The organism is Kineosporia succinea, assembly GCF_030811555.1.
Taxonomy (GTDB): Bacteria; Actinomycetota; Actinomycetes; order Actinomycetales; family Kineosporiaceae; genus Kineosporia; species Kineosporia succinea.
On the sequence record NZ_JAUSQZ010000001.1, the window covers coordinates 6253102 to 6277563 of the forward strand.

Annotated in this window: 27 protein-coding genes; 8 read left to right on the forward strand and 19 right to left on the reverse strand. The window is 72.4% G+C overall.

Annotated elements, in window-relative coordinates; genetic code table 11:
* Position 1: 1 nt before the first annotated feature.
* The 16 genes from J2S57_RS27640 to J2S57_RS27715 all read right to left on the reverse strand — a co-directional run bounded on the left by J2S57_RS27640 (position 2) and on the right by J2S57_RS27715 (position 14870).
* The gene (locus J2S57_RS27640) at positions 2–958 is read right to left on the reverse strand and encodes an SDR family NAD(P)-dependent oxidoreductase (protein WP_307248297.1); all 957 of its coding nucleotides are present in this window, start codon (positions 956–958) and stop codon (positions 2–4) included.
* Positions 955–1722, reverse strand: coding sequence for an amino acid ABC transporter ATP-binding protein (locus tag J2S57_RS27645; RefSeq protein WP_307248299.1), 768 nt, complete (start codon positions 1720–1722; stop codon positions 955–957). Before J2S57_RS27645 ends, J2S57_RS27640 begins: the two co-directional genes overlap by 4 nt.
* Entirely contained in the window at positions 1719–2570 is an 852-nt protein-coding gene (locus J2S57_RS27650) for an amino acid ABC transporter permease (RefSeq protein WP_307248301.1), read from the reverse strand. Before J2S57_RS27650 ends, J2S57_RS27645 begins: the two co-directional genes overlap by 4 nt.
* Positions 2567–3727, reverse strand: coding sequence for an acyl-CoA dehydrogenase family protein (locus tag J2S57_RS27655; protein ID WP_307248303.1), 1161 nt, complete (start codon positions 3725–3727; stop codon positions 2567–2569). Before J2S57_RS27655 ends, J2S57_RS27650 begins: the two co-directional genes overlap by 4 nt.
* A gap of 20 nt (positions 3728–3747) precedes the next feature.
* Positions 3748–4719: an LLM class flavin-dependent oxidoreductase gene (locus J2S57_RS27660; RefSeq protein ID WP_307248305.1), complete on the reverse strand. Its 972-nt coding sequence runs from the start codon at positions 4717–4719 to the stop codon at positions 3748–3750.
* Between the two features lie 3 nt (positions 4720–4722).
* Positions 4723–5670 carry a substrate-binding periplasmic protein gene (locus tag J2S57_RS27665; RefSeq protein ID WP_307248307.1) on the reverse strand — a complete coding sequence of 316 codons (948 nt, stop codon included), beginning with the start codon at positions 5668–5670 and terminating at the stop codon, positions 4723–4725.
* Positions 5671–5720: 50 nt separating this feature from the next.
* Positions 5721–6050 carry a hypothetical protein gene (locus tag J2S57_RS27670; protein WP_307248309.1) on the reverse strand — a complete coding sequence of 110 codons (330 nt, stop codon included), beginning with the start codon at positions 6048–6050 and terminating at the stop codon, positions 5721–5723.
* Positions 6047–6553 carry a flavin reductase family protein gene (locus J2S57_RS27675; RefSeq protein ID WP_307248311.1) on the reverse strand — a complete coding sequence of 169 codons (507 nt, stop codon included), beginning with the start codon at positions 6551–6553 and terminating at the stop codon, positions 6047–6049. The genes J2S57_RS27670 and J2S57_RS27675 overlap by 4 nt, the downstream gene beginning before the upstream one ends.
* On the reverse strand, positions 6550–7410 hold the full coding sequence (locus J2S57_RS27680) for a PaaX family transcriptional regulator (RefSeq protein ID WP_307248313.1): 861 nt from the start codon (positions 7408–7410) through the stop codon (positions 6550–6552). The genes J2S57_RS27675 and J2S57_RS27680 overlap by 4 nt, the downstream gene beginning before the upstream one ends.
* Entirely contained in the window at positions 7407–8771 is a 1365-nt protein-coding gene (gene kynU, locus J2S57_RS27685; RefSeq protein ID WP_307248315.1) for a kynureninase, read from the reverse strand. Before kynU ends, J2S57_RS27680 begins: the two co-directional genes overlap by 4 nt.
* Positions 8768–9634: an amidohydrolase family protein gene (locus J2S57_RS27690; protein WP_307248317.1), complete on the reverse strand. Its 867-nt coding sequence runs from the start codon at positions 9632–9634 to the stop codon at positions 8768–8770. The genes kynU and J2S57_RS27690 overlap by 4 nt, the downstream gene beginning before the upstream one ends.
* Positions 9635–9636: 2 nt before the next feature.
* Positions 9637–10491, reverse strand: coding sequence for a tryptophan 2,3-dioxygenase (locus J2S57_RS27695; RefSeq protein ID WP_307248319.1), 855 nt, complete (start codon positions 10489–10491; stop codon positions 9637–9639).
* A gap of 131 nt (positions 10492–10622) precedes the next feature.
* A complete protein-coding gene (locus J2S57_RS27700) occupies positions 10623–11039 on the reverse strand; it encodes an acyl-CoA thioesterase (protein ID WP_307248321.1) in 417 nt (138 codons plus the stop codon).
* A gap of 74 nt (positions 11040–11113) precedes the next feature.
* Positions 11114–13489 (reverse strand): bifunctional salicylyl-CoA 5-hydroxylase/oxidoreductase, encoded by a 2376-nt coding sequence (locus tag J2S57_RS27705; protein WP_307248323.1) that lies wholly within the window; start codon positions 13487–13489, stop codon positions 11114–11116.
* Complete coding sequence (locus tag J2S57_RS27710; protein ID WP_307248325.1) at positions 13486–14397, reverse strand: acyl-CoA thioesterase; 912 nt, start codon at positions 14395–14397, stop codon at positions 13486–13488. Before J2S57_RS27710 ends, J2S57_RS27705 begins: the two co-directional genes overlap by 4 nt.
* Positions 14394–14870, reverse strand: coding sequence for a cupin domain-containing protein (locus J2S57_RS27715; RefSeq protein WP_307248327.1), 477 nt, complete (start codon positions 14868–14870; stop codon positions 14394–14396). Before J2S57_RS27715 ends, J2S57_RS27710 begins: the two co-directional genes overlap by 4 nt.
* 97 nt (positions 14871–14967) lie before the next feature.
* Here J2S57_RS27715 and J2S57_RS27720 point away from each other — a divergent pair, with 97 nt between their 5' ends.
* On the forward strand, positions 14968–15384 hold the full coding sequence (locus J2S57_RS27720) for a RidA family protein (protein ID WP_307248330.1): 417 nt from the start codon (positions 14968–14970) through the stop codon (positions 15382–15384).
* A 10-nt stretch (positions 15385–15394) separates the two neighbouring features.
* Complete coding sequence (locus J2S57_RS27725; protein WP_307248332.1) at positions 15395–16225, forward strand: PaaX family transcriptional regulator; 831 nt, start codon at positions 15395–15397, stop codon at positions 16223–16225.
* Here the strand turns inward: J2S57_RS27725 and J2S57_RS27730 are convergent.
* The 3 genes from J2S57_RS27730 to J2S57_RS27740 are packed head-to-tail and all read right to left on the reverse strand — an operon-like array spanning position 16214 to position 18643.
* Complete coding sequence (locus J2S57_RS27730) at positions 16214–17056, reverse strand: fumarylacetoacetate hydrolase family protein (protein ID WP_307248334.1); 843 nt, start codon at positions 17054–17056, stop codon at positions 16214–16216. The two genes, J2S57_RS27725 and J2S57_RS27730, sit on opposite strands and share 12 nt — an antisense overlap.
* A gap of 2 nt (positions 17057–17058) precedes the next feature.
* Positions 17059–17253 carry a DUF6052 family protein gene (locus J2S57_RS27735; RefSeq protein WP_307248336.1) on the reverse strand — a complete coding sequence of 65 codons (195 nt, stop codon included), beginning with the start codon at positions 17251–17253 and terminating at the stop codon, positions 17059–17061.
* Between the two features lie 16 nt (positions 17254–17269).
* Positions 17270–18643 (reverse strand): phenylacetate--CoA ligase family protein, encoded by a 1374-nt coding sequence (locus tag J2S57_RS27740; protein ID WP_307248338.1) that lies wholly within the window; start codon positions 18641–18643, stop codon positions 17270–17272.
* A 374-nt stretch (positions 18644–19017) separates the two neighbouring features.
* Here J2S57_RS27740 and J2S57_RS27745 point away from each other — a divergent pair, with 374 nt between their 5' ends.
* From J2S57_RS27745 to J2S57_RS27770, 6 genes are read left to right on the forward strand one after another with little or no spacing between them, the layout of a single operon-like run.
* Positions 19018–19767: a FadR/GntR family transcriptional regulator gene (locus J2S57_RS27745; protein ID WP_307248340.1), complete on the forward strand. Its 750-nt coding sequence runs from the start codon at positions 19018–19020 to the stop codon at positions 19765–19767.
* Complete coding sequence (locus J2S57_RS27750) at positions 19754–20878, forward strand: acetamidase/formamidase family protein (protein WP_307248342.1); 1125 nt, start codon at positions 19754–19756, stop codon at positions 20876–20878. The genes J2S57_RS27745 and J2S57_RS27750 overlap by 14 nt, the downstream gene beginning before the upstream one ends.
* The gene (locus J2S57_RS27755; RefSeq protein ID WP_307248344.1) at positions 20875–22461 is read left to right on the forward strand and encodes an amidase; all 1587 of its coding nucleotides are present in this window, start codon (positions 20875–20877) and stop codon (positions 22459–22461) included. Before J2S57_RS27750 ends, J2S57_RS27755 begins: the two co-directional genes overlap by 4 nt.
* The gene (locus J2S57_RS27760) at positions 22458–23216 is read left to right on the forward strand and encodes a cysteine hydrolase family protein (protein ID WP_307248346.1); all 759 of its coding nucleotides are present in this window, start codon (positions 22458–22460) and stop codon (positions 23214–23216) included. The genes J2S57_RS27755 and J2S57_RS27760 overlap by 4 nt, the downstream gene beginning before the upstream one ends.
* Positions 23213–23659, forward strand: coding sequence for a cupin domain-containing protein (locus J2S57_RS27765; protein WP_307248348.1), 447 nt, complete (start codon positions 23213–23215; stop codon positions 23657–23659). Before J2S57_RS27760 ends, J2S57_RS27765 begins: the two co-directional genes overlap by 4 nt.
* A complete protein-coding gene (locus J2S57_RS27770; protein WP_307248350.1) occupies positions 23656–24423 on the forward strand; it encodes a creatininase family protein in 768 nt (255 codons plus the stop codon). The genes J2S57_RS27765 and J2S57_RS27770 overlap by 4 nt, the downstream gene beginning before the upstream one ends.
* The last annotated feature ends 39 nt before the right edge of the window (positions 24424–24462 follow it).

The window sequence follows — 24462 nt, forward strand, 5'->3', positions numbered from 1 at the left end:
CTCAGACACCGATCGGCTCCCCTCCGGTCAGCCACAGCGTCTGCCCGGTGACGGCGGGTGACTCGACGAGAGTGACCACGGCCCGGGCGATGTCGGCTGGCGACGGGAAGACACCCAGCGCCATCCGCTGCAGCAGGCGCTCGGACAGGTCGGCCTGCTCGGGCGTGAGATCTTCCGGTTCGCCGGGGTCGACCACCCGGCCGGGCGCCACGATGTTGGCGGTGATGCCGTGGGTGCCCTCCTCGAGCGCGAGGTAGCGGGTGAGGGTGGTGGCGGCGGCCTTGGCGGCGCCGTAGTACCCGAACCCGGGCGCCGGGCGGGCCATCAGGGCTCCGGAGAGGTAGACGACGCGTCCGTTCCCGGCCTTGCGCATGCCGGGCACGACCCGGGCGCACAGGGCGGCGTGCGCGGCGACGGCCGCCAGCTGCCCGGCGAGGGCGCCGGGGTCGGGGTCGGCCATCGGGACGGGCGCCGAGAGCCCCGGATGGGCGGCGTTGACCAGCACCGCGACGGGGCCGAGGGCCTCCTCGACGGTGGCGACCAGGGCCTCGACGGCTCCGGGCGCGGTCAGGTCGGCCCCGACGGCCAGATGGACCGGTTGGACCGGTTGGACTGTTACGGACCGGCCGGTTTCGGGCGAGTCGCCCGCGAGCGGGGCGGCGCTGGGCTGAGCGGTACTGGGCCGGGTCATGAGGGACGCGTCGGCCGGTTCGGGCGCGGACGGTGGGGGTGGGGTGGGAAGAGACGTGGGCGGGGCCGACGCGCCGGGGGACGCCGGTGGGGGAGCGGGCAGGCCGGCGACCAGGGCCTGGGCCGTGTCCGGGCGGCTGCGGTAGTGCACCGCCACCCGGAATCCACGGGCCGCGAGGGCGGTGGCCACCGCCCTCCCGATCGGCCCGGTGCCCCCGGCGACCAGAGCGACCGGGCCGGCCGGCGCGTGCGCCGTCGGGCCCGTCACCGCAGCACCGCCGACAGGAAGGCCTGGGTGCGCTCGTGCGTGGGGTTGCCGAGGACCTCGTCGGGGGTGCCCTGCTCGACGACGCGCCCGGCGTCCATGAAGACCACCCGGTCGGCGACCTCGCGGGCGAAACCCATCTCGTGGGTGACGACGACGACCGTGATGCCGCCGGTGCGGGCCAGGTCTTTCATGACGGCCAGCACCTCACCGACGAGCTCGGGGTCGAGGGCACTGGTGGGCTCGTCGAACAGCATCACCTGCGGGCGCATTGCCATGGCCCGGGCGATCGCGACGCGCTGCTGCTGGCCGCCGGACAGCTTGGACGGGTACGAGTTCGCCTTGCCGGCCAGACCGACGCGGGTGAGCAGCTCCAGCCCGTAGGCCCGGGCCTCGGCGGCGTTCTCGCCCTTCACCTTGACCGGTGCGAACGAGACGTTCTCCAGGGCGGTCATGTGCGGGAAGAGGTTGAACTGCTGGAACACCATGCCGATGCCGAGGCGCTGGGTGCAGGCCTCGCTCTCGCGCAGCTCGTGCAGGCGCCCGTTGTGCTCGCGGTAGCCGACGAGCTGGCCGTCGACCGAGATGCTGCCGGCGTTGATGTCCTCGAGATGGTTGACGGTGCGCAGCAGGGTGCTCTTGCCGGATCCGGAAGGCCCGATGATGCAGACCGTCTCACCGCGCGCGACCTGGAGGTCGACGCCGAACAGGACCTGGGTGGAGCCGTACCACTTGTCGACGCCCTGGATGTCGATCATGGAGGTCATCGTTCGGCCGCCCGTCGCTCGAGGAAGAACTGGGCCGTCGAGTAGATGACGATCACCAGCAGGTACCAGATGGTCGCCACGATGAGCATCTCGATGGTGCGGAAGTTGATGCCCGAGATGCCCAGGGCCACGGTGAGCAGGTCGCCGCCGGCGATCACGGAGACGATGGCCGAGGCCTTGAGCATGCCGATGAACTCGTTGCCCAGCGGCGGGATGATCACCCGCAGGGCCTGCGGGAGCACGATGTGGCGCAGGGTCTTCGTGCGGTTGAGGCCGAGGGCCTTGGCGGTCTCGTGCTGGCCCTGCCCGACCGCGAGCAGGCCGCTGCGCACGATCTCGGCCATGTACCCGGAACCGGCCAGCGACAGCCCGATCACCGAGGCCACGAAGGGGGTCACGACCTCGCCGACCGGGGCCGACCAGAACGTCACGCCGGTGAACGGGATGCCGAGGCTGAACTCCCGGAAGAACAGGCCGAGGTTGCCGACGAAGATCAGCAGCACGATGAGCGGGACGCCGCGGAAGACGAAGACCCACACCGACGCGGCCCCGGCGATGACCCGGCTCGGCGACATCCGCATGACCCCCACGACGATCGCCAGCAGCAGGGCGAAGACCATGCCCACGACGGTCATCTCGAGGGTCAGCAGCAGGCCCTTGAGCACGGACCGGGCGAACAGGTACTGCCCGACCACGCTCCACTCGAAGTTCGGGTTGGTGGCCAGGCCCCAGAGCATCCACAGCACCAGCAGCACGACCACGGTGGCGCCGGCGGCGCGCCCGTAGTGCCGCACCGGGACCACGTCGCGGCGCGGGGCCTTCACGGTCTCGAGCCGCACGTCGGTCATGCCGCCTCCTGCGGGTGGGCGCTCACCAGGGCCTGCCCGACCGACTGCCAGCGGCTGCGCCAGGTCGAGGCGTGGGCGGTCAGGCCGGTGGCGTCGCGCACCAGCTTCTCGAACGGGTAGCGCTCGTAGATGGCCGCGGAGCCGAGGATCTCACCGACCCGGTCGAGGACCTGACGGGTGAACTCCTGGGCCAGCGGTGCGTCGCCACGGGCCATGACGCTGTCGTCGGGGACCACGCCGGGGGTGAAGATGGCCTGGTCGATGGCGCTGACGCCGTCGATGACCAGGCTCCGGGCGGCGCGGACGTAGGTGGACGCCTCGCCGAGCAGGTTGAGCTGGCGCTCGGACGGCCGGCGCCCGCGCATCCCGGTGAGGTGGGCGGTGGCGATGTCCACGGCGTGCTGGGCGATGCCGACGGAGATCCCGGCCATGCTGTAGAAGGGCAGGTCGACGTGCTTGTTCAGGGGCTCGGCGTCGGCGGTGGGGGTGAAGAGCCGGTCGAAGGAGTGGTTCCCGGGCACGAACACGTCGGTCACGCTGTAGCCCTGGCTGGCCGAGGCCCGCAGCCCGATGACGTGCCAGTCGTCGAGCAGCGTGACCTGGTCGGTGGGCAGCCACACGCCGAGGGTCAGGACGCTGCCGTCGGCCTTGCGCACCTTCTCGCCGGTCTCGGTCTCCACCTCGACGCCGCCGAGAATGCGCTCGGCCGTGCGGATCCCGCTGCCGAACTTCCAGGTGCCGGTGACCCGGTAGCCGCCGGGAACCTGCACGGCCCGGGCCTTGGGGTGGAACGAACCGCAGGTGGGGATGTCGAGCTCGGGGTACAGCTCGTCGTAGGCCTGGGGGTCCAGGCGCCCGGCGTAGAAGCCGGTGGCCGCGAGAACGCAGACGTTCCAGGCGATCCCGGCGTCGGCGGTGGCGATGGTCTCGATCATCCGGGTCTGGTCGGCCAGGCTCATCTGCGGGCCGCCGTGGGCGGTGGAGAACCCGACGCGGTAGGTGCCCGCGGCGCGGAACCCCTCTTTCAGCCGGTCGGTCAGGTGGCCCTGGGCCTCGCAGGTGGCGGCGTCCTCCCGCACCATCGGCAGCAGGGCCTCGACGTTGGTGAGGATGTCGCCCGGGGCGAGGTGCGCGGGCCGGACGGTTTCGGTCGTCATGACGTTCTCCTTCGAATCTTTCACGCCGCCCGCAGGGCGGGAAGCACGTGCTGGCCGAGCAGGGAGATGGCCTGCGCGGGTGATGCCCCCAGGGGCTGGCCGAACGACAGATGGTGGACGCCCCGGGACACGAGTTCCTTGCAGCGTTCGGTGACGTCGTGGATGTCTCCGGCGACGCCCAGGCGCAGCATGCCCTCGTCCACGGCTCTCACCGCGGCCTCGGTGTCACCGGCGCTCATCAGGGCCTGCACGTGGGCGAAGCGTTCCACGTCCAGGCCGGCCGCCTCCAGGGCGTCGGGGGCGAGAGACCCGGCGTAGGGCGCGATCTTGGTGGCGAGCCGGTGCCGGGCGGCGTCGCGGTCGTCGTCGATCGACACCCACAGGCAGCAGGCGAGGTCGAACGTGCCCGGGCGCCCGTCGCGCCCGCCCTCGACCTGCTCGGCCACCCAGGCGACCCGGTCGGGCGGGAGGCACAGGGCGAGGACCCCGTCGGCCTCCCGCCCGGCCAGGGCCAGCATCTTCGGGCCCATCGCGCCGATGTAGACCGGGGTCGGCATCGCCGGGCCGTCTTTCAGCGATGCGCGCTCGTGCCAGCCCGGCGGCACCTCACCGGCCAGCAGGGCCCGGATCTCGCGCAGGGCCTTGCGGGTGCGGGTGACCGGTGGGGCCGGGTCGAGCCCGGCCCAGCGCAGGAACACCTCGGATCCCGCGCCCAGCCCGAGCAGGTAGCGCCCGCCGGAGATCTCCTGCAGCTGGGCCGCGAGCATGGCGATCTCGGCCGGGTGCAGGCTGACGGGGTTGAGCACGCTGGAGCCGACCCGGATCCGGCGGGTGGCCGTGAGGGCGACCGTGACGGGCACGATGCCGGAGCGGCGCAGCAGGTCGTTGCCCGTCCAGATCTGGTCGAAGCCCAGCTCCTCGGCGAGCACCGCGCACTCCGTGAACAGCGGCACCGGGGTGCCGCTGCTCAGACGGACGCTGAAGGTCGGCACGGGTCAGGACTTCTCGCCGACCGGCGTCTGCGTGACCGGGTTGACGACGAGCTCGTCGGCCGTGATGGCGGCGTCACCCAGGTCGTACTGGTCCATGACCTTGGCGTAGGTGCCGTTCTCGATGATGGTCTTCATGGCGCCGAGCAGGGCCTTGGTCAGGCCGGGCTGGGTCTTGGAGACCGCAATGGTGGTGTACTGCGTCTCGAACTCGTTCTCGGGCACGTCCACGACCGCGAAGGTCTCGCCGCTCTCCTTGGCCACCTGGTTCTGGCTGGTGACCGAGTCCATCCAGGCGGCGATGGTGCCGGCCCGCACGGCGCTGATCGCGGCGGTGGCGCCGGAGTACTCGGCCAGCGAGATGGCGTTGCCGGCGCAGGAGGCCTCGCTGGCCTTCTTCACCGCGTCGCCCTGGATCGAGCCGACCGGCACACCGACCTTCTTGCCGCACAGGCTCGCCAGGCCGCTGACGCCGGAGGCGCCGTCCTTGGTCATCAGCAGGCCCATCGAGGACTTGTAGAACGGGATCAGGTCGACCACGCTCTGCTCGCGCTCGGCGGTGGCCGAGACCTGGCCGAAGAGCGCGTCGACGTTGCCCGACTGCACGCCGGGCAGCTGGGCGGGCCACTGCATGTTCTTCCAGGACGCCTCCACGCCCAGCACCGGGGCGAGCGCGGCGGCCAGGTCGGGGGCGACGCCGACCGGGGCCGAGGTGTCGGAGGTGGTGACGCTGATGATGGGCGGGGTCTCCCAGAGGGCGCCGAAGCTGATGGTTTTCGACGACCGGACCGCCTCGGGCAGTTCGGCGATCAGGGCGCTGTCGGCGGCCGCGGCCGGCGCGGAGCTCTCGGCCGGGGTGGTCGTGGCCTCGTCGGTGGGGGTGGAGCAGGCGGCCAGGGTGAGCACGGCCAGGCCGGCGAGAAGGCGGACGGGCGTGCTGGGCAGAGCAGGCATGACAGGTCCGTTCGGTCGGGGTGGGAGGCACCGAGTGACGCTGGGGGAACTTACGGGAGGGGTACGACGACCAAGGCACACTGCTCGTCGCGGCAGGCCTTCTCGACCTGCGGGGAGAGCATGTCCGGGGTGAGTACGACGGTGGTGTACTCGTGGCCGAAGCGCTCGACGAACCAGGCGGCGTCGTGGGGCCTGGTCGTGTTCTCGCCGGGCCGGGGACGGAGCCGGGCGAGACGGCGCAGCGGTGGCTGGCCGGATGCTTCGAGGATGGCGGAGATCTGATTCAGAAGTGTTTCGTCGAGGGGCATTCCGGCGATAATGCCGAGTCTGCGCCCGGCGGGCCGGTGGGCAATGCGGATCTGCTCGGGAACTGTGGTCATGCGGTCCTCTGCAGTCGGCGGAAGGCGGAACCGTGGAAGACGAGCGGGTCTTCGGCGGCCTCGTCGTGCCAGAGGGTGTGCACCTCGAGCAGCACCACGCGGTGGTCGCCGGCGGGCATCTCGCCGTAGACCGAGCAGTCGAGCCAGAGCGAGGCGCCGGAGAAGAGCACCGCACCGTCTTCGGTGAGGGTGAGAACGTCGTCCTGGAAACGGGTCTCGGCGTCGGCCCCGGCCAGGCGGCGGCACAGGCCCGCCTGGTCGGCGCCCAGCAGTGAGATGCCGATGCGGGGGCTGCGCCGCAGCAGCGGCCAGGTGCGGGACTCGTTGCGGGCGCTGAACAGCACCAGCGGCGGGTCGAGCGAGACCCCGACGGCGAACGAGGAGGCGACCATGGCGACCGGGCCGGCGTCGCCGCGGGCGGCCAGGGCCACGACGCCGGAAGGGTAACGGGCGAACGCCTTCCGGATGAGGGAGGTGTCACGGTTGTGGGCGGCGAGGGTCATGCCGGTGCCTCCAGGGGTTGCGGGGCGGCGACGACCTCGTCGACGAACGTCTGGGCGACCGGCCGGATGCGGTCGCGCAGGTCGTGGAAGATCGGCACGCTGCGCCGGCCGGGCCAGTCCTCGGGCAGCAGGTCCAGGGCCAGGCCGGGGTCGAGGTAGGGGATGGTGCGCCAGTCGTCCAGGCCCCGCACCCAGGCCGAGAACGCCCGGCGCGGATCGGGATCCGGGCCGAGGGCGCGGACCTCGTCCTCGTGGGCGGCCAGGAAGTCGTTGTGCAGGGCCCGCACGGCCTCGAGGTCCCACCAGCCGGCCACGGCCTCGCGGGGGCTGCGGGGCCCGCGCACCTCGTCGGACAGGAACAGCGTGGCGTTGCGGCTCAGGCCCAGGTCGGTGAGCACCTCCTCGACCTCGTCGGTGAGGTAGGCCGGGCAGATCCAGAGCGCGGCCGAGACCGATCCGCAGCCGATCCAGGTGAGACGACGGCGCAGCTGGTGGCGCAGGTCGCGCTTCTCCTCCGGCACCGACCAGGAGATCAGGCACCAGCGCCCGTCGCGGTCCATGGTGCGGGGGCTGTAGATGCGCCTGTCGCCACGCTCGAGCATCGGCACGGCGGCCTCGGTGAGCCGGTAACCGGGCACGCCGTGGCGGTTCTCGGCCTCCAGCAGTCCCTTGGCCTTGACCCGGGTCAGCGCGGTGCGGGTGCGGGTGACCGGGACGTCGACGGCCTCCATCAGCTCGACCAGGTCGGCCACGGCGATCCAGCCGCCCAGGCGCCGCAGCGACGTCCCGACGACCGAGCGCAGCAGGGAGGTGGCGCTGCCGGGGGCCGACTCGAAGTCGTCGAGAACCGGCTTCACCGCCGGGCTCCCAGCATCTCGGCGACCACCAGCAGGGCCCGGGCGACCTCGGTGAAGCTGGTGCTCAGCGGCGACAGTCCCACCCGCATGCCCTGCGGCGGGCGGAAGTCGGGGATGACGCCGCGCTCCCAGAGCCGGGGCACCAGCTCGCGGAAGGCCGGGTGCGAGAGCATGACGTGCCCGCCGCGGCGCTCCGGTTCGCGGGGGCCGGTGACCTCGACGCCGTGGCGGGTCAGCAGGGTCTCCGCCAGCTCGAGCACGTACGCGGTGAGGGCGAGCGACTTGGTGCGCACCGCGTCCAGCCCGGCTTCTTCGATGAGCTCGAGCATGTCGCGCATGGCCAGCATGCCGACCACCGGCGGGGTGCCGCTGATGAACCGGCGCATGCCCTCGCCCGGGGTGTAGCCGGGGCCCATCGTGAACGGCTCGGCGTGGCCCATCCAGCCCTGGATCGGCTGGCGCAGCTCGCTCTGCAGGCGCTGGGCGACGTAACCGAAGGCGGGGGAGCCCGGCCCGCCGTTGAGGTACTTGTAGGTGCAGCCGACCGCGAGATCGACGTCCCAGGCGTCCAGTTCGACGGGCACGACCCCGGCCGAGTGGCACAGGTCCCACAGCACGAGAGCGCCGTGTCGATGAGCGATCGCGGTGATGGCGGGAGCGTCGGCCAGGTAGCCCGACTTGAACGCGACGTGGCTGAGCACGACCAGCGCGGTGTCGGGCCCGGTGACCGCCGCGACCTGCTCGGCGGTGACGCCGGCCAGCGGGTCGGGGTCGATCCAGACCAGACGGGTGCCGGTCTCGGCGGCGATGCCTTCGAGGACGTAGCGGTCGGTGGGGAAGTTCTCGCTGTCGATGACGATCTCGGTGCGCCCGGGGCGGGCGGTGACGGCGGCGCGGGCCAGCTTGTAGAGCATGACGGTGGTGGAGTCGGCGACCACGGTCTGGCCGGGGGCCGCGCCCAGGGTGAGGCGGCCGAGGGTGTCGCCGAGGGTGGTGGGCGAGTCCATCCATCCCTCGTCCCAGCCCCGGATGAGGCGCGGGGCCCACACGTCGTCGACGAACCGGGCCAGCCGCTCGCGGGTGGCCAGCAGCGGCCGGCCCAGGGAATTGCCGTCGAGGTAGGCCACGAACTCGGCGTCGCCGGGCACGAACCGGTCGCGCAGCGCGGCCAGCGGGTCGCGGGCGTCGAGTTCGGCGGCGCGGGCGAGAATGCCGTCGATGGTGGACGTGTCGGTCTCCTCGCGGGGTCGGGTCGCCCCGGTCCGGCCCGGGTCCGGGGACGGGCCGGCCGAGGCGGTGGGGTCGGTGGGGTGGGCCGGATCGGTGGGGTCGGTGGAGGTGGTCGTCGGGGGAGTGGTCATCGGGGCAGCACCTCCGCGGGGGCGACGGTGAGGCGTCGCGCGGTCGAGAACCAGACGGCACACTCGTGCGCGGTGTGCGGCCGGGGCAGGTCGTGGTGCAGCAGGCGGTCGGGGCGGGGGCCAGGGCCCCCGGTGAGCGCGGTCAGCAGGGCCTCGCCCTCCAGGCCGGCCTCGCCCAGGGCGAGGATCTCGGCCTCGTTGACGCCGACCGGGGTGGGGCCGTTGCCCATGTCGGTGCCGTAGCGCAGGCGGCCCCCGGCGGCCACGAAGCGGCGCGCGTTGCCGAGGGCCACCTTCCGGGCCGGGGGCTCGTGGATCGTGAAGGTGCTGATCCAGGTCATCCGGGCGGCCATCGCGGTGACCGTGGCGTCGTCGAGCGTCTCGGTCCAGGGGGTGTGCACGAGCACGTCGGCACCGGCCTCGAACGCGGCGACCGCCTGGCCCTCGCCCTCGGCGTGCGCGCTGACGCCCAGCCCGGCGGCGTGCGCGGCCTGGACCAGGGTGTGCAGGAGGTGCTCGGACAGGCGTGGGCCGCCGGTGTGGAGGGTGACCTTGAGCGTGCAGGCCCCGGCGGCGATCGCGTCGGCGACCGCGGTGAGGGCGTCGCCGGCGTCGGTGATCTCGCGCACGGACGCGTCGGGGGCCCAGGTGCGTCCCTTCGGGTAGCCGCCGGGCGCGGTGTGGAACGGCCCGGCCGTCTCGACCCGCACCGCGGGGTGCAGGTCGGCCGCCCAGCCGGCCCGGGCGCCCGGGACCCAGCCCAGGTCGTGCACCTCGACCACCGCGGAGGTGGCCAGGAGAGCGTGGTCGACGAGCCCGAGGTGCACGTGGGCGTCGACGATGCCCGGCAGCGTGGTGGGCACCGTCAGACCCCGATCATGGTGCGGACGGTGTACAGCTCCGGGAAGAACGTCAGTTCCAGCGCCTTGCGCAGGAACGGCACGCCGCTCGAGCCGCCGGTGCCGGTCTTGAACCCGATGATGCGCTGCACCGTGGACATGTGCCGGAAACGCCAGTTCTGGAAGGCGTCCTCGATGTCGACGAGGTCCTCACAGGCCTCGTACAGGTCCCAGTCGGTGTCGCCGTTCTCGTAGATGCGGCGCACGACCGGCACCAGGTCGGGATTCTCGACCCAGGCCCGGCGCACGTCGCGCTGCAGCACGGTCTCGGGCACGGCGTAGCCGCGGCGGGCCAGCAGCCGCAGGAAACTGTCGTAGACCGTGGGTTCGTCCAGCAGCCGGGTGAGCATCTCGTGCACCGCCGGGCGGGGCGCGAAGACCTCGAGCATGCGCTCGTTCTTGTTGCCGAGCAGGAACTCCACGGCGCGGTACTGGTATGACTGGAAACCCGAGCTGGGGCCGAGGATCTTGCGGAACCCGGCGTACTCGCTCGGGGTCAGCGTGGCCAGCACCGACCACTGCTCGGTCATCGTGGACTGGATGTGCTTGACCCGGGCCAGGCGCTTGAGGGCCACCGGCAGTCGGTCGGCGTCCATCAGGTCCCGCGCCGAGAGCAGTTCGTGGATGATCAGTTTCAGCCACAGCTCGGTGGTCTGGTGCTGCACGATGAACAGCAGCTCGTCGTGGTGCTCGGGCGAGCTGAGCGGGCGCTGGGCCCCCAGCACATCGTCCAGGCGCAGGTAGGTCGCGTAGTCCATGACCTCGTGAAAGTCGGTCAGGACGCCGCTTTCGAGCTGGCGCTCGCCGTTCTCGACACTCACTGCGGACCTCCGGGGTCTCGGTGGTGTCACGAGCGTAACGCCTGGCTGACGGCCGTCAAGATGGTGAAATGTAAACTCGGAATTTCGGGGCCGGACCTTCGCCTCCTGAGCACAGGGCTGTCGGCGAGCGGTCATTCCCCTCGCGGCGGGAGGAGTTTCGCGGCCCAGGCGGGTGGCCAGGGCCGCGCCCCGGCCCCGCGCCCGGGCACGTGCGCCACGATCACCCGCCCGGCCGCCGCGCGCAGGCGGGCCGGGCCCTCGCCCCACACCTCGAACCGGTACGAAAGCGACGACCGGCCGAGGCGTTCCACCCACAGGCTCGTGGTGACCTCCTGGTCGAACCACAGCGGGCTCTCGTAGTCGACCTCCTGGCGCACCCGCGGCGCGGCCGGCCAGTAACCGTCCAGGCCCAGCTCGCGGATCAGCTCGGCCTCCGCGCCCTCCACGAGCCGCAGGATCACCGAGTTGTGGTGGTGCCCGCTCGCGTCCGTGTCCACCCAGGCGATCCGCGCGGTGACCCGCACACCCACGTCCCGTTCGTCGTCCATCCACCTGCTCCTCGCCGGTCATGACAAAAAGCCCGTGACCACGCGCGGAACGCGTGATCACGGGCGGGTGACGGCTATCGGCCGGCCAGCACGTCCTGGCCGGCAGGGAGCGGGCGCCAGCGCACGTGGGTCCGGTCGCCCGGCCCGTCCGCGCGCAGCAGCGACAGCCGTGGGCGCACCGCGTCCGTGCGCGCCGAGGGGGGCTTGCGCCGCCCGGCCGCGAACGGCAGCGGCCAGGGCGCCCCCGGACCCCGGTACTCCTGCTCGGCGGCCGCGTGCAGCGTCCACTGCGGGTCGTACAGGTGAGTGCGGCCCAGGGCGCACAGGTCGGCGCGCCCGGCCAGCAGGATCGAGTTCACGTCGTCGTACGAGGAGATCGCGCCCACCGCGATCACGGCCACGCCGTCACCCAGCTCGTGGCGGATCCGGTCGGCGAGCGGTGTCTGGTACGAACGCCCGTAGGCCGGCCGCTCCTCCTTGGCCACCTGACCCGACGACACGTCGATCCCGTCGGCCCCGTGCTCCGCGAACGCCCGGGCGATCGCCACGGCGTCGTCGATCGTGGTGCCGCCCGGCACCCAGTCGGTCGCGGACAGCCGCACCAGCAGCGCCCGCCCGGCCGGCCACACCGCGCGCACCGCGTCGAAGACCTCCAGCGGGAACCGCAGCCGGTTCTCGAGGCTGCCGCCGTAGGCGTCGGTGCGCCGGTTGGCCAGCGGCGACAGGAACGACGAGAGCAGGTAGCCGTGCGCGCAGTGCACCTCGAGCACGTCGAACCCGGCGCTCGCGGCCCGGCGCGCCGCCGCCACGAAATCGTCGCGCACCGCGTCCATCTCCGCCCGCGTGATCTCCCGCGGCACGGCCGAGCCCGGCCCGTACGGCACGGCCGAGGGCCCCACCACGTCCCAGCCGCCGTCGGTCAGCGGCTCGTCGATGCCCTCCCACATCAGCCGGGTCGAGCCCTTGCGCCCGGAATGCCCCAGCTGCACGCCGATCTTCGCGCCCGGCGAGGTGTGGGCGAAGTCGACCACCCGCCGCCACGACTCCTCCTGCTCCGGCGACCACAACCCGGTGCAGCCCGGCGTGATCCGGCCCGCCGGGGACACGCAGACCATCTCGGTCATCACCAGCCCGGCCCCACCCAGCGCCTTCGAGCCCAGGTGCACCAGGTGGAAGTCGCCGGGCACCCCGTCGGTGGCCGAGTACATGTCCATCGCCGAGACCAGCACCCGGTTGCGCAGCGGCACCGGGCCCAGTGCGAACGGCTGGAACATGGCCGGGGTCAGCGGGTCCGCCGCGCAACCGGCCGCGAACCGCTCCTGCACCTTCGCCGCGAACGCCGCGTCGCGCGTGCGCAGGTTGTCGAAGGTGATCCGCCGCGAACGGGTCAGGAGATTGAAACCGAACTGCACCGGGTCCTGCCCGGCGTACACGCCGATGTTCTCGAACCACTCCAGCGACGCCTGCGCCGCCCGCTGCGTCGACTCCACCACCGGCCGCCGCTCGGCCTCGTACGCCGCGAGCGCCGCGGCCGTGGTGGGCTGCTCGTGCAGGCAGGCGACCAGGGCCAGCGCGTCCTCCATGGCCAGCTTGGTGCCCGAGCCGATCGAGAAGTGCGCGGTGTGGGCCGCGTCGCCCAGCAGCACCACGTTGCCGGTGCTCCAGCGCTCGCAGCGCACGGTGGTGAAGTTCAGCCACTTCGAGTTGTTCGCCAGCAGCTGGTGCCCGTCCAGTGCGTCGGCGAAGATCTCCTCCACCCGGGTGATGGCGGCGGTGTCGGACTCCCCGGGTGCGAACGAGCCCTCGGTGAAACCGGCCCGTTCCCAGACGTCTTCGTGCATCTCGACGATGAACGTGGAACCGCTGTCGCCGAACGGGTACCCGTGCACCTGCATCGTGCCCCACTCGGTGGTGCGCACGAAGAACTGGAACGCCTCGAACACCCGGTCGGTGGCCAGCCACATGTACTTGTTGCGCCGCACGTCCAGGTCCGGCCCGAAGTCCTGCGCGTAGCGGGCCCGCACGGCCGAGTTCAGCCCGTCCGAGGCCACCACCAGGTCGTACCCGGCGCGCAGCTCGTCCACGTCGGGCGCGGGGGAGCGGTAGTGCACCCGCACGCCGAGTTCCTCGCAGCGGCGCTGCAGCAGTTCCAGCAGCCGGTGCCGGCTCATCGCGGCGAAGCCCTGCCCGCCGACGGTGTGGCGTTCGCCGTCGAGGTGGATGTCGATGTCGCTCCAGCGCGCGAACGTGGCCTCCATGCTCGCGTAGAAGGCGGTGTCGGCGTTCTCGATGCCGCCCAGGGTCTCGTCGGAGAAGACCACCCCGAAGCCGAAGGTGTCGTCGGGGGCGTTGCGTTCCCACACGGTGATCTCGTGGGTGGGGTCGAGCCGGCGGGCCAGGGCGGCGAAGTACAGCCCGGCCGGGCCGCCCCCGACGACGGCGATCCTCATGACGGTTCCTCTTTCGTGGTGCTGGTCGCGGTGCTGCGGATCAGCCCCTCCTGGACCACGGTGGCCAGGAGGGTGCCGTCGCGGGTGAAGAAGCGACCCCGGGCCAGACCCCGCCCGCGCTGGGCGGACTGGGCGTCCTGGGCGTAGAGCAGCCAGTCGCCGAGCTCGGCCGGGCGGTGGAACCACATGGCGTGGTCGAGACTGGCGGTGACCAGGCCGGGATCGGCCCAGGCCAGACCGAGCACCCGCAGCACCGGCTCGAGAATGGTGTAGTCGCAGACGTAGGCCAGCGCGGCGGTGTCGCGCTGACCGGGGCTCAGGCCCGGCACCTCGGGCAGGGGCGCGAAGGGCCGCACCCACACCGCCTGCTGCGGCTCGCGGTCGCCGTCGACCTCGACGTAGACCGGGGAGGGCACGTGCCGCAGGTCGAAACCGCGCCCGTGCGACCAGTACTCCCGCGACGCCTCGGGGGCCCGGGGATGATCACGCAGGTACTCGGCGCTGCTGGGCAGGCTCTCGGGCCCGGGGAGGTCCGGGATCGCGGGGGTGTAGCCGCCGCCGGGTTCCCCGGTGCTGAACGAGGCCAGCGCCGTGTAGATCAGCTTGCCGTTCTGCGTGGCCCGCACCTGCCGCGTGGAGTACCCGCGCCCGTCGCGCAGCCGCTCGACCTCGTACCGCACCCCGGCGCCGATGTCGGCCGGGCGCAGGAAGTAGCTGTGCATCGAGTTCAGGGAGCGGTCGTCGCCGGCGGTGCGCATCGCGGCCGCGGCCGCCTGCGCGACCAGGTCGCCACCGTAGGCCTTGGGCCACGGGCAGGGCCCGGTGATGCCCTCGAAGGCGTCGGTGCCCAGGTGTTCCAGACTGAGGACGCCGGTGAGGACGTCGGTTCCCGGGGTCACGTCGGTCACGGGCGGCGGTATCCGCTCAGGTCGGTGTCGGGCACGTCGTCGAAGTTGACCACCAGGTTCTCCGGGGTGCGGGTGGTGAGCCAGACGAGTTCCTCGGTGGTGGACATGTTGCACTCCACGTGCGGCAGGAACGGCGGCACGAACACCCAGTCGCCGGTCTCGAGGTCGACGTACTCCTCGTAGGCGTGCCCGTAGTAGATGCGCGCCCGGCCCGACAGCACGTAGCCGCCGGTCTCGGCCTCGCCGTGGTGGTGCGGCACCGAGCGGAAACCCGCGTCGTTGAGCACCTTCCCGTACCAGAGCCGGCGGGCGGGCGTGTGCTGGATGCTCACGCCGGAGATGCGCACCGCCCCGCCGGAGTGCGAGGTGCGCCCGTCCTCCTCACCGGCCCGCGTGACCACGGGCATGAGGCGGCCGTCGGGCAGCGCCCAGGGGGTCGGATCGCCGTCCAGCTCGAAGCCCTCGAAGTTCATCCCGGCCACCTCCGTCGGTTCTGCGGATTGATGTATCGAATCTCGCACGGTCGTCATGTAGAGTCAATAAACAAGTCGAGAGCCGAGGAGTGCCGAGATGCCGAACATCCCTGTGAACCCAGCGTCGTTGCCCGCACCGCGCGGCTATTCGCACGGCACCCTCAGCGGCGACACCCTCTACCTGGGCGGCCAGACCGCGCTCGACGCCGACATGGAGATCGTGCCCGGCGGCATCGTCGAGCAGTTCCGGCAGGCCTTCGCCAACGTGCTCGCCACCCTGCGCGAGGCCGGCGGGGTGCCCGAAGACCTGGTGAGCATCACGATCTACCTCACCGACATCCCCGACTACCAGGCCCACGGGCGCGAGATCGGCGAGGTCTGGCGCGAACTGGCCGGCCCGGTCTACCCGGCCATGGCCGGCATCGGCTGCACGGCCCTCTGGCAGCCCGAGGCGATGATCGAGATCCTGGGCGTGGCCCGGATCCCGTCGTCCCGTCTCGTGCAGCCCCGGTAGGGTCCTGCCCGTGAGCGCGGAGGACGAACCGGACGAGGGCGCGGGCCGGGCGGCTCCCCGCAGCCTGATCGTGACCGCGTACGGGCTGTACGCCCGGCGCACCGGCGGCTGGATGAGCGTGGCCGGGCTGATCCGCCTGATGGGCTCGCTCGACGTCGACGCCCCGGCCGTGCGCTCGTCCATCCTGCGCCTCAAGCGCCGCGGCGTGCTCGAACCCGAACGCCGCGACGGCGTGGCCGGGTACACGCTCTCCGGCGAGGGCCTGGGCATCCTCGAGGAGGGCGACCGCCGCATCTTCGAGCACCCCCGCGCCTCGCTCGCCGACGGCTGGCTCGTGGCCGTGTTCAGCATCCCCGAGTCCGAGCGCAGCAAACGGCACCTCCTGCGCAGCCGGCTCACCTGGCTGGGGTTCGGCACGGTCTCCTCCGGGGTCTGGATCGCGCCCGGGCACCTGGACGCCGACACCCGCGCGGTGCTCGCCCGCGACGGGCTGGACGGGTTCGTCACGCTCTTCCGCAGCGACTACCTGGGCTTCGGGCAGGTCGAGAAGGAAGCCGCGGCCTGGTGGGACCTGGCCGGCCTGGCCGCCCAGTACGAGGAGTTCATCAGCGTCTGGACACCCCGCCTCGCCGCCTGGGAGGGCGACGACGCGGCCGCCTTCCGCGACTACCTCACCGCCCTCACCCGGTGGCGCCGCCTGCCGTTCCTCGACCCCGGCCTGCCCGTCGAGGTGGTCGGCGAGGACTGGGCCGGAGAACGCGCAGCGCGCCTGTTCACCCGCCTCGGCCACGCCTGGTCCGAGCCGGCCGGACGGCACGCCCGCCAGGTCCTAGAGAACTGAGCGCACGACCCGGTTCACCAGACGGCCCAGCCCCTCGATCTCCGTCTCCACCACGTCCCCCTCGGCCAGCCGCACCTGCGGGTCGCGCGCGTTACCGATGCCCGACGGGGTGCCGGTCAGCACCACGTCCCCGGCCCGCAACGTCATGCCCCGGCTCAGCTCGGCCAGCAACCGCGGCACCGCGAACGCCATCTGCGCGGTCGAGGCCGACTGCAGCAGCTCCCCGTTCACCCGGCAGCTGATGGCCAGGTCGGACGGATCCACCTCGTCGAGAGTCGTGATCCACGGCCCCAGCGGGCACGTCCGGTCGGCACTCTTGCCCTTCAGCCACTGCCCGCCGTGCCGGAACTGCAGGTCGCGCAACGACACGTCGTTGGCCACCAGCACCCCGAACACGTGCTTCCAGGCCTGGTCCTCGGCGATCGACCGGCCGTCGGTGCCGATCACCAGCGCCAGCTCCGCCTCGTAGTCGTAACGCTGCGACAGGCCCGGGTCCCAGGCGATGTCGTCGCGCGGCCCGATCACGCTGTCCGGGCCCCGGGTGAAGAAGTTCGGGTGCGCCGGCATCTCGGCCGCGCCCTGCGTCTCGTAGAAGTGATCGGCGTAGTTCCACCCGGTGCACAGCACGTCCCGATTGAAACGCCCCACCGGCGAGGCCAGCTCGACCTCGTCCAGAGCCACCCGCTCACCCCCGGTCAGCTGCGCGGGCGTCACCAGCCCGCGGATCACGTCGTCGCTCGTGGCCGCCAGATCACGGTGGACGACGACCTGGTCGCCGTCCACCGTCCCGACCCGCAACCCCGCCGGCGTGCGCACCGAGGCCAGCCGCACCCCTACACGCCCTCGTCGACGAGATGCTCGAACCGCAGCCCCAGATCGGTCACGGCCACCGCCATCGGCGCCAGCGCCGTACGGGCCGCCGCCACCACACACGGGCTGGCCCCCTCGCGGGCCAGCTCCCGCAGCTTCTCGTACACCTCGAGCAGCCGGGTCTCCTCGAGCGTCAGCTCGTTGTCCAGCAGGTCCATCACCACTCCACGGAACTCAGGCGCTCGCGCGCACACTGGTGTGCTCGGCCACCGGCCGAAGATCGCTCAGCCGCTTGGCCTTCAGCTCGAACCGCGGCAACTGCCCCGTCCCCGCCCGCTCCAGGATGAACCGCAGCCCCTCGTGCGCCTCCGCCAGCCGGGCACCCATCGCCCCCGCCAGCTCCAGCCAGGCCGCGTCGTCGAGACCGGGATGCGTCTCCACCTGCAGCACCACCTCGTCGCGCAGCCCCCGCCGCTCGATCCGGATCTGGAACTCCTCGATCCCCTCGTGCCCGCGCACGATCGCCTCGATCGCCCCCGGGTACACGTTCGTGCCCCGCACCAGCTTCATGTCGTCGGCCCGGCCCACGATCCCGCCCTCGTACAGGTCCCACGTGCGCCCGTTGTTCGCGAACGCCGCCGGCTGACGCACCACCAGATCCGCCGTCCGGTACCGCAACAGCGGGATCAGGCTGCGCCCGAACGACGTGCACACCCGCTCACCGCGCTCGCCGTACCCCACCGGCTCACCCGAGACCGGATCGATGACCTCCTCCACGAAGTGGTCCTCGATGATGTGACAGCCACCGGGCTGGTTCTCCGGCTCGAACATGAAGATCGTCGAGATCTCCGTCATCCCCGCACTGTCGAACGCCTTCGCCCCCCACAACCGCTCGATCAGCGCCTTCGTCTCCACGATCGAGCCGGCCGGCTCACCCGACAGCACCAGACGCGTCACCGCGCTCGCGGGCAGATCGATGCCCAGGTTCTCGGCCTCCTGGGCCATGCGCAGCGCGTAGGTCGGCGTGGTGGCCACGACGGTGGCGCCGAAGTCGACGATCTGGCGCACCCGGGCCGCGGTGTTCTGCGCGCCGCCGGGAACGGTGAGGGCGCCGATCTTCTCGAGTCCGTTGTGCAGGCCCCAGAACCCGATGAACGAGCCGTAGCCGAAGGCCAGATAACCGACGTCGTGCGGGCGGATGCCCATGCCCCACAGCGCGTAGGCCCACATCTCGGCGGCCCACGACCAGTCCTTGCGCGAGTCCAGGGCACGCAGGGGCGTGCGTCCGGAGGTGCCGCTGGTGGTGTGCACGCGGATCGCGCTGAGCGGCCCGGCGACCGGCAGTTCCCCGTAGGGCGGGTGCGCGTTCTGGCTGAGCATCCACTCCTCACGGGTCAGGATCGGGATGCGCCGCAGGTCGTCGAGCGTCTTCAGCTGAGAGGGCTCGAAACCGGCGGCGGCGAACGTGCGCCGGTAGAACGGGCTGCGGGCGGCGGCCCACTCGGCGACCGCGCGGAGCTTGACCAGTTGCAGGGCCTGGAGCTGCTCGCGCGGCATGCACTCGGTCTTGGGGTTCCAGAAGCTCGGTTGCACCGTGCTCGTCGGCATACGATTCACGTCCTCCTCGTTTCGGGACACCGGCACCGCCGGACGCGGCGCCGCCCCCGAGGCGCGCAGCACCGCCGCGCCGGTCGAAAACTCACTCGTGCCAGGGTGAAACAGCCCGGAAACACGCGGGTCTGCGTCTGGGGCCCACCATAAGTCATGATGCGTGTTCTTGACGATAGTCGAGAAAGCGAATTAACCAGAGGCGCCGGTCCCGGTGAATCGGCGACCGGTCGTGAGTGCGGCTCGTAACGGCCGCGTTTCCGTCGTGAAAACAAGCGCCGGGCGGGCGCTTTGTCCCTTGTCGGCGGCGTCCGGCCCTGCCTATGGTCCGATTGGTCAGACCAAGTCGCCGGTCGCACGGAGGGAGTCAGCAGGTGAACGCGCGCCGCACCGTTGCCCCCGAGACGCTGCGCCTGCCGCCCCGCGCCCCCGAGACCCAGCTCGGCAGTGTCAGTTCCGAGATCTCCGCCCATCTGGAGAAACTGATCGCCGTCGGGGACCTGGCGCCCGGCGACCGGCTGCCGTCCGAACGCGACCTGGCCGCCGCGCTGGGCGTCTCCCGGGCGTCCCTGCGTGAGGCCATGCACGAGCTCGAGGCCAAGCACCTGCTCGAACGCCGGCCCGGCCGGGGCACCACCGTGCTGCCCGCACCCGAACGCGTGCAGGCCCTGTACTCGCAGCTGTCCGACGCCGAGCACCAGCTGCGCGACGTGGCCGAGCTGCGCGAGACGATCGAACCGCGCCTGGCCGAGCTGGCGGCGCTGCGGGCCACGCCCGCCCACCTCGCCGAGCTCGAGAACCTCCTGCGGGAGCCCCTGTCCGGCCCCCGCGAGTCGCTGCGGCTGGACCTGGAGTTCCACCTCCTGCTGGCCACCGCGTCCGGCAACCCCCTGATGTCCGCTGTCAACACCGTCGTCTGCTCCTGGACCTCCGCCACCCGGCTGGCCTCGCACTCCACCCGCTACGCCCGCGAGGTCTCCCTCCTGGGCCACCGCGCGATCCTCGAGGCGGTGCGGGCCGGCGACGGCCCGGCCGCCCGGGCCGCGATGACCCGCCACCTGGCCGACGTCGCGGCCCTGACCCGCGACGACATTCACCGAAGCGAGAACCATGACCACCCTTGACCGGCCCGGCTCCGGATACGCCGCACTGCAGCCCCTCTCGAGCTCGCCGGGCGCCTACCTGCCGGCCACCCCGTCCACCACGCAGTGGGGCCGCCTGCCCAGCGACGCCGACGCGCCCGTGCTCACCGTCGACCCGGGCACCACCGTCGTCGTCGACACGGTCAGCCACGAGGGCATCCTCGAGGACCAGGGCCGTGACCCGGTCGCCTTCTTCGCCGGTCACGGGGTGGGGCGCGATCGCGTGCTCGACGACGCCGTGCTGATCGCGGCCGAGGGCGAGCACGACCGCACCGGCGGCCCGCACGTGGTCACCGGCCCGATCGAGATCCGCGGCGCGCGGCCCGGTGACCTGGTGGCCGTGCGCATCGGTGACCTGGTGCCGCGCACCGACTACGGCGTCATCTCCAGCCGTCACGGCCGCGGTCTGCTGCCCGAGCGATTTCCCCACGGCAACAGCGTCTTCTGCCTGGTCGAGAACCTGACCCGGGGGATCGCCCAGGCCCGTGCCACCCTGCCGCTGACCGCCGGGGCCGGATCACGGCCCGTGCGGTTCCCGATCGCCCCGTTCCTGGGTGTCATGGGCGTGGCCACCCCCGGCTCCCGGCTCAGCAGCACCCCTCCCGGCCTGCACGGCGGCAACATCGACGTGCGGCTGCTCGTCACCGGCACCACGCTGTTCCTGCCGGTGCAGGTCGCCGGCGCCGGGTTCTACGTCGGTGACCCGCATTTCGCGCAGGGCAACGGTGAGGTCGCGCTGACCGCGCTGGAGGCCCCGCTGCGGGCGACGCTCACGCTCGGGCTGGTGCCGAAGGAGGTGGCGCAGGAACGGTTCTCCGGGGTCCGGGGGCCGTTTGCGCTCACCGACGAGTTCCTGGTGCCGACCGGTCTGGACGAAGACCTCGACGTCGCGGTGAGCAAGTGCGGCGAGAATGCCGTGGCGATGCTGGGCTCGGTGTTCGGGATGGCCCCGGAGCTGGCCTACGCCTACCTGTCGGCGGCCACCGACTTCGAGATCTCCCAGGTCGTCGACCTGGTCAAGGGCTCGCACGCCCGGATCCGGCTCTCCGACTTCCCGTTCAGCACCATCAGCGCTCAGGAGTTCGTACGGTGAAGCTCTTCTCGGGAATCGGCGGAACAGCCCCGGTGCAGGCCTCCGGCCCGGTTCCGCCCGGCCTGCTCGAGGCCTTCGACGCCTACGAAACCGCGCTGCTGACCAACGATGTCGCGGCCCTGGACGCGTTGTTCGCGCCCGGCCCGCACACCGTGCGCGGTGACGGCACCCATCTGCTCGTCGGGCACGACGCGATCGCCGGGTTCCGGTCCGGCCGCACGGTGATCCCGACGCGCCGGGTCACCGGGGTGCTGGTGCGGCCCGTCGGCGACGACGCCGCGCTGCTGATGGCCTCCACCCGAGCCCCGGCCGGTGGCGCCACCGGCCTGCAGACACAGATGTGGCAACGCGTCGAGGGCGTCTGGAAGGTCGGTGCCGCGCACGTCAGCCTGCCCGCCAGACCCGCCCCGGCCGTGGACGAGTCGATCTGGCGGGTGGTCGGCACGCCCATGGTGGACGCGTCGGGCCGGGGCCCGCTCGACGGCGCCACGGTCGCGGTCAAGGACCTCTTCGCGGTCGCCGGGCAGAAGACCGGCGCCGGCAACCCGGCCTGGCTGGCAGGGCAGGAACCGAACGTCGCGTCCGCCCCGGCGGTCGGTGCCCTGCTGGGGGCCGGGGCCGTGATCACCGGGATCGCCCGCACCGACGAGTTCGCCTACAGCCTCGCCGGGCAGAACGCCCACTACGGCACCCCACCGAATCCGGCCGTGCCGCAGGGCATCAGCGGTGGTTCCACCAGCGGCCCGGCCTCGGCGGTGGCGCTGCGCCAGGTCGACATCGGCCTGGGCACCGACACCGCCGGCTCGATCCGGGTCCCCGCGTCGTACCAGGGACTCGTCGGTCTGCGCACCACGCACGGCGCCGTCAGCGCCGAGGGTGTGCTGCCGCTGGCGCCCTCCTTCGACACCGTGGGCTGGCTGACCCGCGACGCCGCCACCGCGCTGCGCGTGGCCGAGGTCCTGCTCCCGGCCGCGACCGCCACGAGCGCCACGCGAACGCTGGCGCTGCCCACGGTCGACGCCCTGGCCACCCCGGACGTGGCCCGTGCGCTGCAGACCGAGCGTGAGCGCCTCGTCGCCGAGGGACTCCTGCCCCCGCTCGAGCAGGCCGACCTGACCACGGAGGTGCTGGAGGAGTGGTTCACCGCGTTCCGCACCCTCCAGGCCCACGAGGCGTGGGCGGCCAACGGCGACTGGATCACCGCCCACCCGGGCACCCTGGGTGCCGACGTGGCCGCCCGCTTCACCGCCGCGTCCACCATCACCGACGACCAGGCCGCCGAGGCCCGCGCGGTGGTGGGCCTGGCCCGCACCGTGCTGGCCGACCTGCTGGAGGGTGCCGTGCTCGTGCTGCCCAGCAGTGCCGGGGGAGCCCCCGCCCGGGACGCCGGACCCGACCAGGTCGAGGCCGAACGGGCCGGCACCCTGCGCATGACCTGCCTGGCCGGGCTCGCCGGAGCGCCCGCGCTGTCGCTGCCCCGGCTGCGCACGGCCGACGGCCGCCCGGCTGGCCTGTGCCTGCTCGGGGCACCCGGCAGCGACCGTGACCTGTTGCAGCTGGCCATCTCTGGAGGACTGGCGTGACCACCGTACCGCGCAACCGATGGACCTTCGAGGACGGCCGGGTGGATCTGCGCCGCGACACCCCGCCACCGCGTCCGCTCGAGGTGGCCGCCCGGCCGGCCCCGCTGACCGCCGACCTGACCCGCAGCGCCCTCGTCGTCGTCGACATGCAGAACGACTTCTGCACCCCCGGCGGCTGGCTCGACGGTATCGGCGTCGACGTCAGCCCGCTGGCCCAGGCGGTCACCGCCCTGCAGCAGCTGGTTCCGGCCGCCCGCGCCGCGGGAATGCCCGTGGTCTGGGTGAACTGGGGCAACCGGCTCGACCGGGCCAACCTCCCGCCCGGGGTCGCGCACGTCTACGACCCGCAGGGTCTGGGCGTCGGCATCGGATCCGAGATGCCCAACGGCTCGCGGGTTCTCACCCGCGACAGCTGGGGCGCGGCCCTCGTCGACGGGCTGGTCCGGGAACCCGGTGACATCGACGTGGACAAGTACCGGATGAGCGGTTTCTGGGACACGCCGCTGGAGTCGATCCTGCGGAACCTGCGCGTGGACACGCTCTTCCTGGCCGGCGTCAACTCCGACCAGTGCGTGTACGCCACCCTGATCGACGCCGCCTGCATCGGATACGACGTGGTGCTGGTCGACGGCGCCAGCGCCACCACCTCCCCGGCGTTCTGCCACGACGCCACGCTCTACAACACCCGCCAGTGCTTCGGTTTCTCCGTCGAATCCGCAGATCTGGTATCCGCTCTCGCCAAGGAGACCCGATGACCACCCCTGCCCCGATCCTGCGTCACCTCGAGGACGTCGTCCCCCAGCTGATCTCCCCGCAGGACACGGTCAAGCTGGCGCTCCTGGCCGGCCCGGCGGACGGGTCGCCCACGAGCGTGTTCTTCGAGGTCTGGGAGCCGGGCGGCGCGCAGCCGGTCAACGCCCACGAGGAGTCCACCGAGATCTTCGTGGTGCTGTCCGGCACCGGCCGGGCCCACAGCGACGAGCACGTGGTCGATCTCAAGGCCGGTGACGTGCTGGTGCTGCACCCGGAGTCGAACCACCGCATCTTCAACACCTCCGAGACCGACCGCCTCTACGCCGTGACCATCATGTGCAACGACGACGGCGCCATGCCGGGCGGTTTCGCCGAGCTGGTCGCCGGGGGCACGCCCACGGTGTGGGACGGTACCGACCACGCCGTGCTGGCGGGCGGCGCGTGACCCAGCACCCCCAGTACCTCACCCGGCTGACCACCAACGGCATCGACGCGCTGGACAAGTCCCGCGCGGTCGTGGTCCAGCCGATCGGGGCGATCGAGCAGCACGGCCCCCACCTGCCCGTGATGACGGACGCGTTCGTCGCCGAGCAGGTGGCGGCCCGCGCCGCCACCCCCGACGTGTGGCTGCTGCCCCCGCTGAGCTACGGCAAGTCCAACGAGCACGTGGGCTGGGCCGGCACGATCAGCCTCGACGCCACCACGCTCTACGCCGTGTGCCGCGACCTCGGCCGCTCGCTGGCCGCCTCCGGCTTCTCCCGCCTGGCGTTCGTCAACGGTCACGGCGGCAACCCCTCGCTGCTCGACGTGGCGGCCCGGGACATCCGCGTCGAGACCGGCCTCATGGTCTTCCCGGTCACCACCGGCCGCCTCGGCACCCCGGCCGGCCTGGATCTGCCGGACGCCGAGTTCTCCATCCACGGCGGCCACGTCGAGACCTCGATCATGCTGCACCTGGCGCCCGACACGGTGCACATGGACCTCGCCGAGCCCGGCGGCGCGCACCTGCCCGACCTCTTCCCGGGCGAGCTCAGCCTGGAGGACGCCCTGCCCACCGCCTGGGTCACCGACGACCTGACCACGAACGGCGTCATCGGCGACCCGACGTCGGCCACGGCCGAGACCGGCGCCGCGATCGTCGGGCACTGGACCACGCGCCTGAGCGCCGCCTACGAGCAGATGGCCACGTTCGCCTTCCGCACCGCCTGAGCCCCGAGCCCCGCGAGCCCAGGCCGGGCAGCCCGACGA

What these genes read in the sequence shown, in the direction of transcription:
- J2S57_RS27650 (WP_307248301.1), bottom strand. Translation starts at nt 2,570, where the DNA reads ATGACCGACGTGCGGCTCGAGACCGTGAAGGCCCCGCGCCGCGACGTG.
- J2S57_RS27670 (WP_307248309.1), bottom strand. Translation starts at nt 6,050, where the DNA reads ATGACCACAGTTCCCGAGCAGATCCGCATTGCCCACCGGCCCGCCGGG.
- J2S57_RS27700 (WP_307248321.1), bottom strand. Translation starts at nt 11,039, where the DNA reads ATGGACGACGAACGGGACGTGGGTGTGCGGGTCACCGCGCGGATCGCC.
- J2S57_RS27735 (WP_307248336.1), bottom strand. Translation starts at nt 17,253, where the DNA reads ATGGACCTGCTGGACAACGAGCTGACGCTCGAGGAGACCCGGCTGCTC.
- J2S57_RS27765 (WP_307248348.1), top strand. Translation starts at nt 23,213, where the DNA reads ATGACCACCCCTGCCCCGATCCTGCGTCACCTCGAGGACGTCGTCCCC.
- J2S57_RS27665 (WP_307248307.1), bottom strand. Translation starts at nt 5,670, where the DNA reads ATGCCTGCTCTGCCCAGCACGCCCGTCCGCCTTCTCGCCGGCCTGGCC.
- J2S57_RS27645 (WP_307248299.1), bottom strand. Translation starts at nt 1,722, where the DNA reads ATGACCTCCATGATCGACATCCAGGGCGTCGACAAGTGGTACGGCTCC.
- J2S57_RS27675 (WP_307248311.1), bottom strand. Translation starts at nt 6,553, where the DNA reads ATGACCCTCGCCGCCCACAACCGTGACACCTCCCTCATCCGGAAGGCG.
- kynU (WP_307248315.1), bottom strand. Translation starts at nt 8,771, where the DNA reads ATGACCACTCCCCCGACGACCACCTCCACCGACCCCACCGATCCGGCC.
- J2S57_RS27705 (WP_307248323.1), bottom strand. Translation starts at nt 13,489, where the DNA reads ATGAGGATCGCCGTCGTCGGGGGCGGCCCGGCCGGGCTGTACTTCGCC.
- J2S57_RS27655 (WP_307248303.1), bottom strand. Translation starts at nt 3,727, where the DNA reads ATGACGACCGAAACCGTCCGGCCCGCGCACCTCGCCCCGGGCGACATC.
- J2S57_RS27750 (WP_307248342.1), top strand. Translation starts at nt 19,754, where the DNA reads ATGACCACCCTTGACCGGCCCGGCTCCGGATACGCCGCACTGCAGCCC.
- J2S57_RS27720 (WP_307248330.1), top strand. Translation starts at nt 14,968, where the DNA reads ATGCCGAACATCCCTGTGAACCCAGCGTCGTTGCCCGCACCGCGCGGC.
- J2S57_RS27715 (WP_307248327.1), bottom strand. Translation starts at nt 14,870, where the DNA reads ATGAACTTCGAGGGCTTCGAGCTGGACGGCGATCCGACCCCCTGGGCG.
- J2S57_RS27740 (WP_307248338.1), bottom strand. Translation starts at nt 18,643, where the DNA reads ATGCCGACGAGCACGGTGCAACCGAGCTTCTGGAACCCCAAGACCGAG.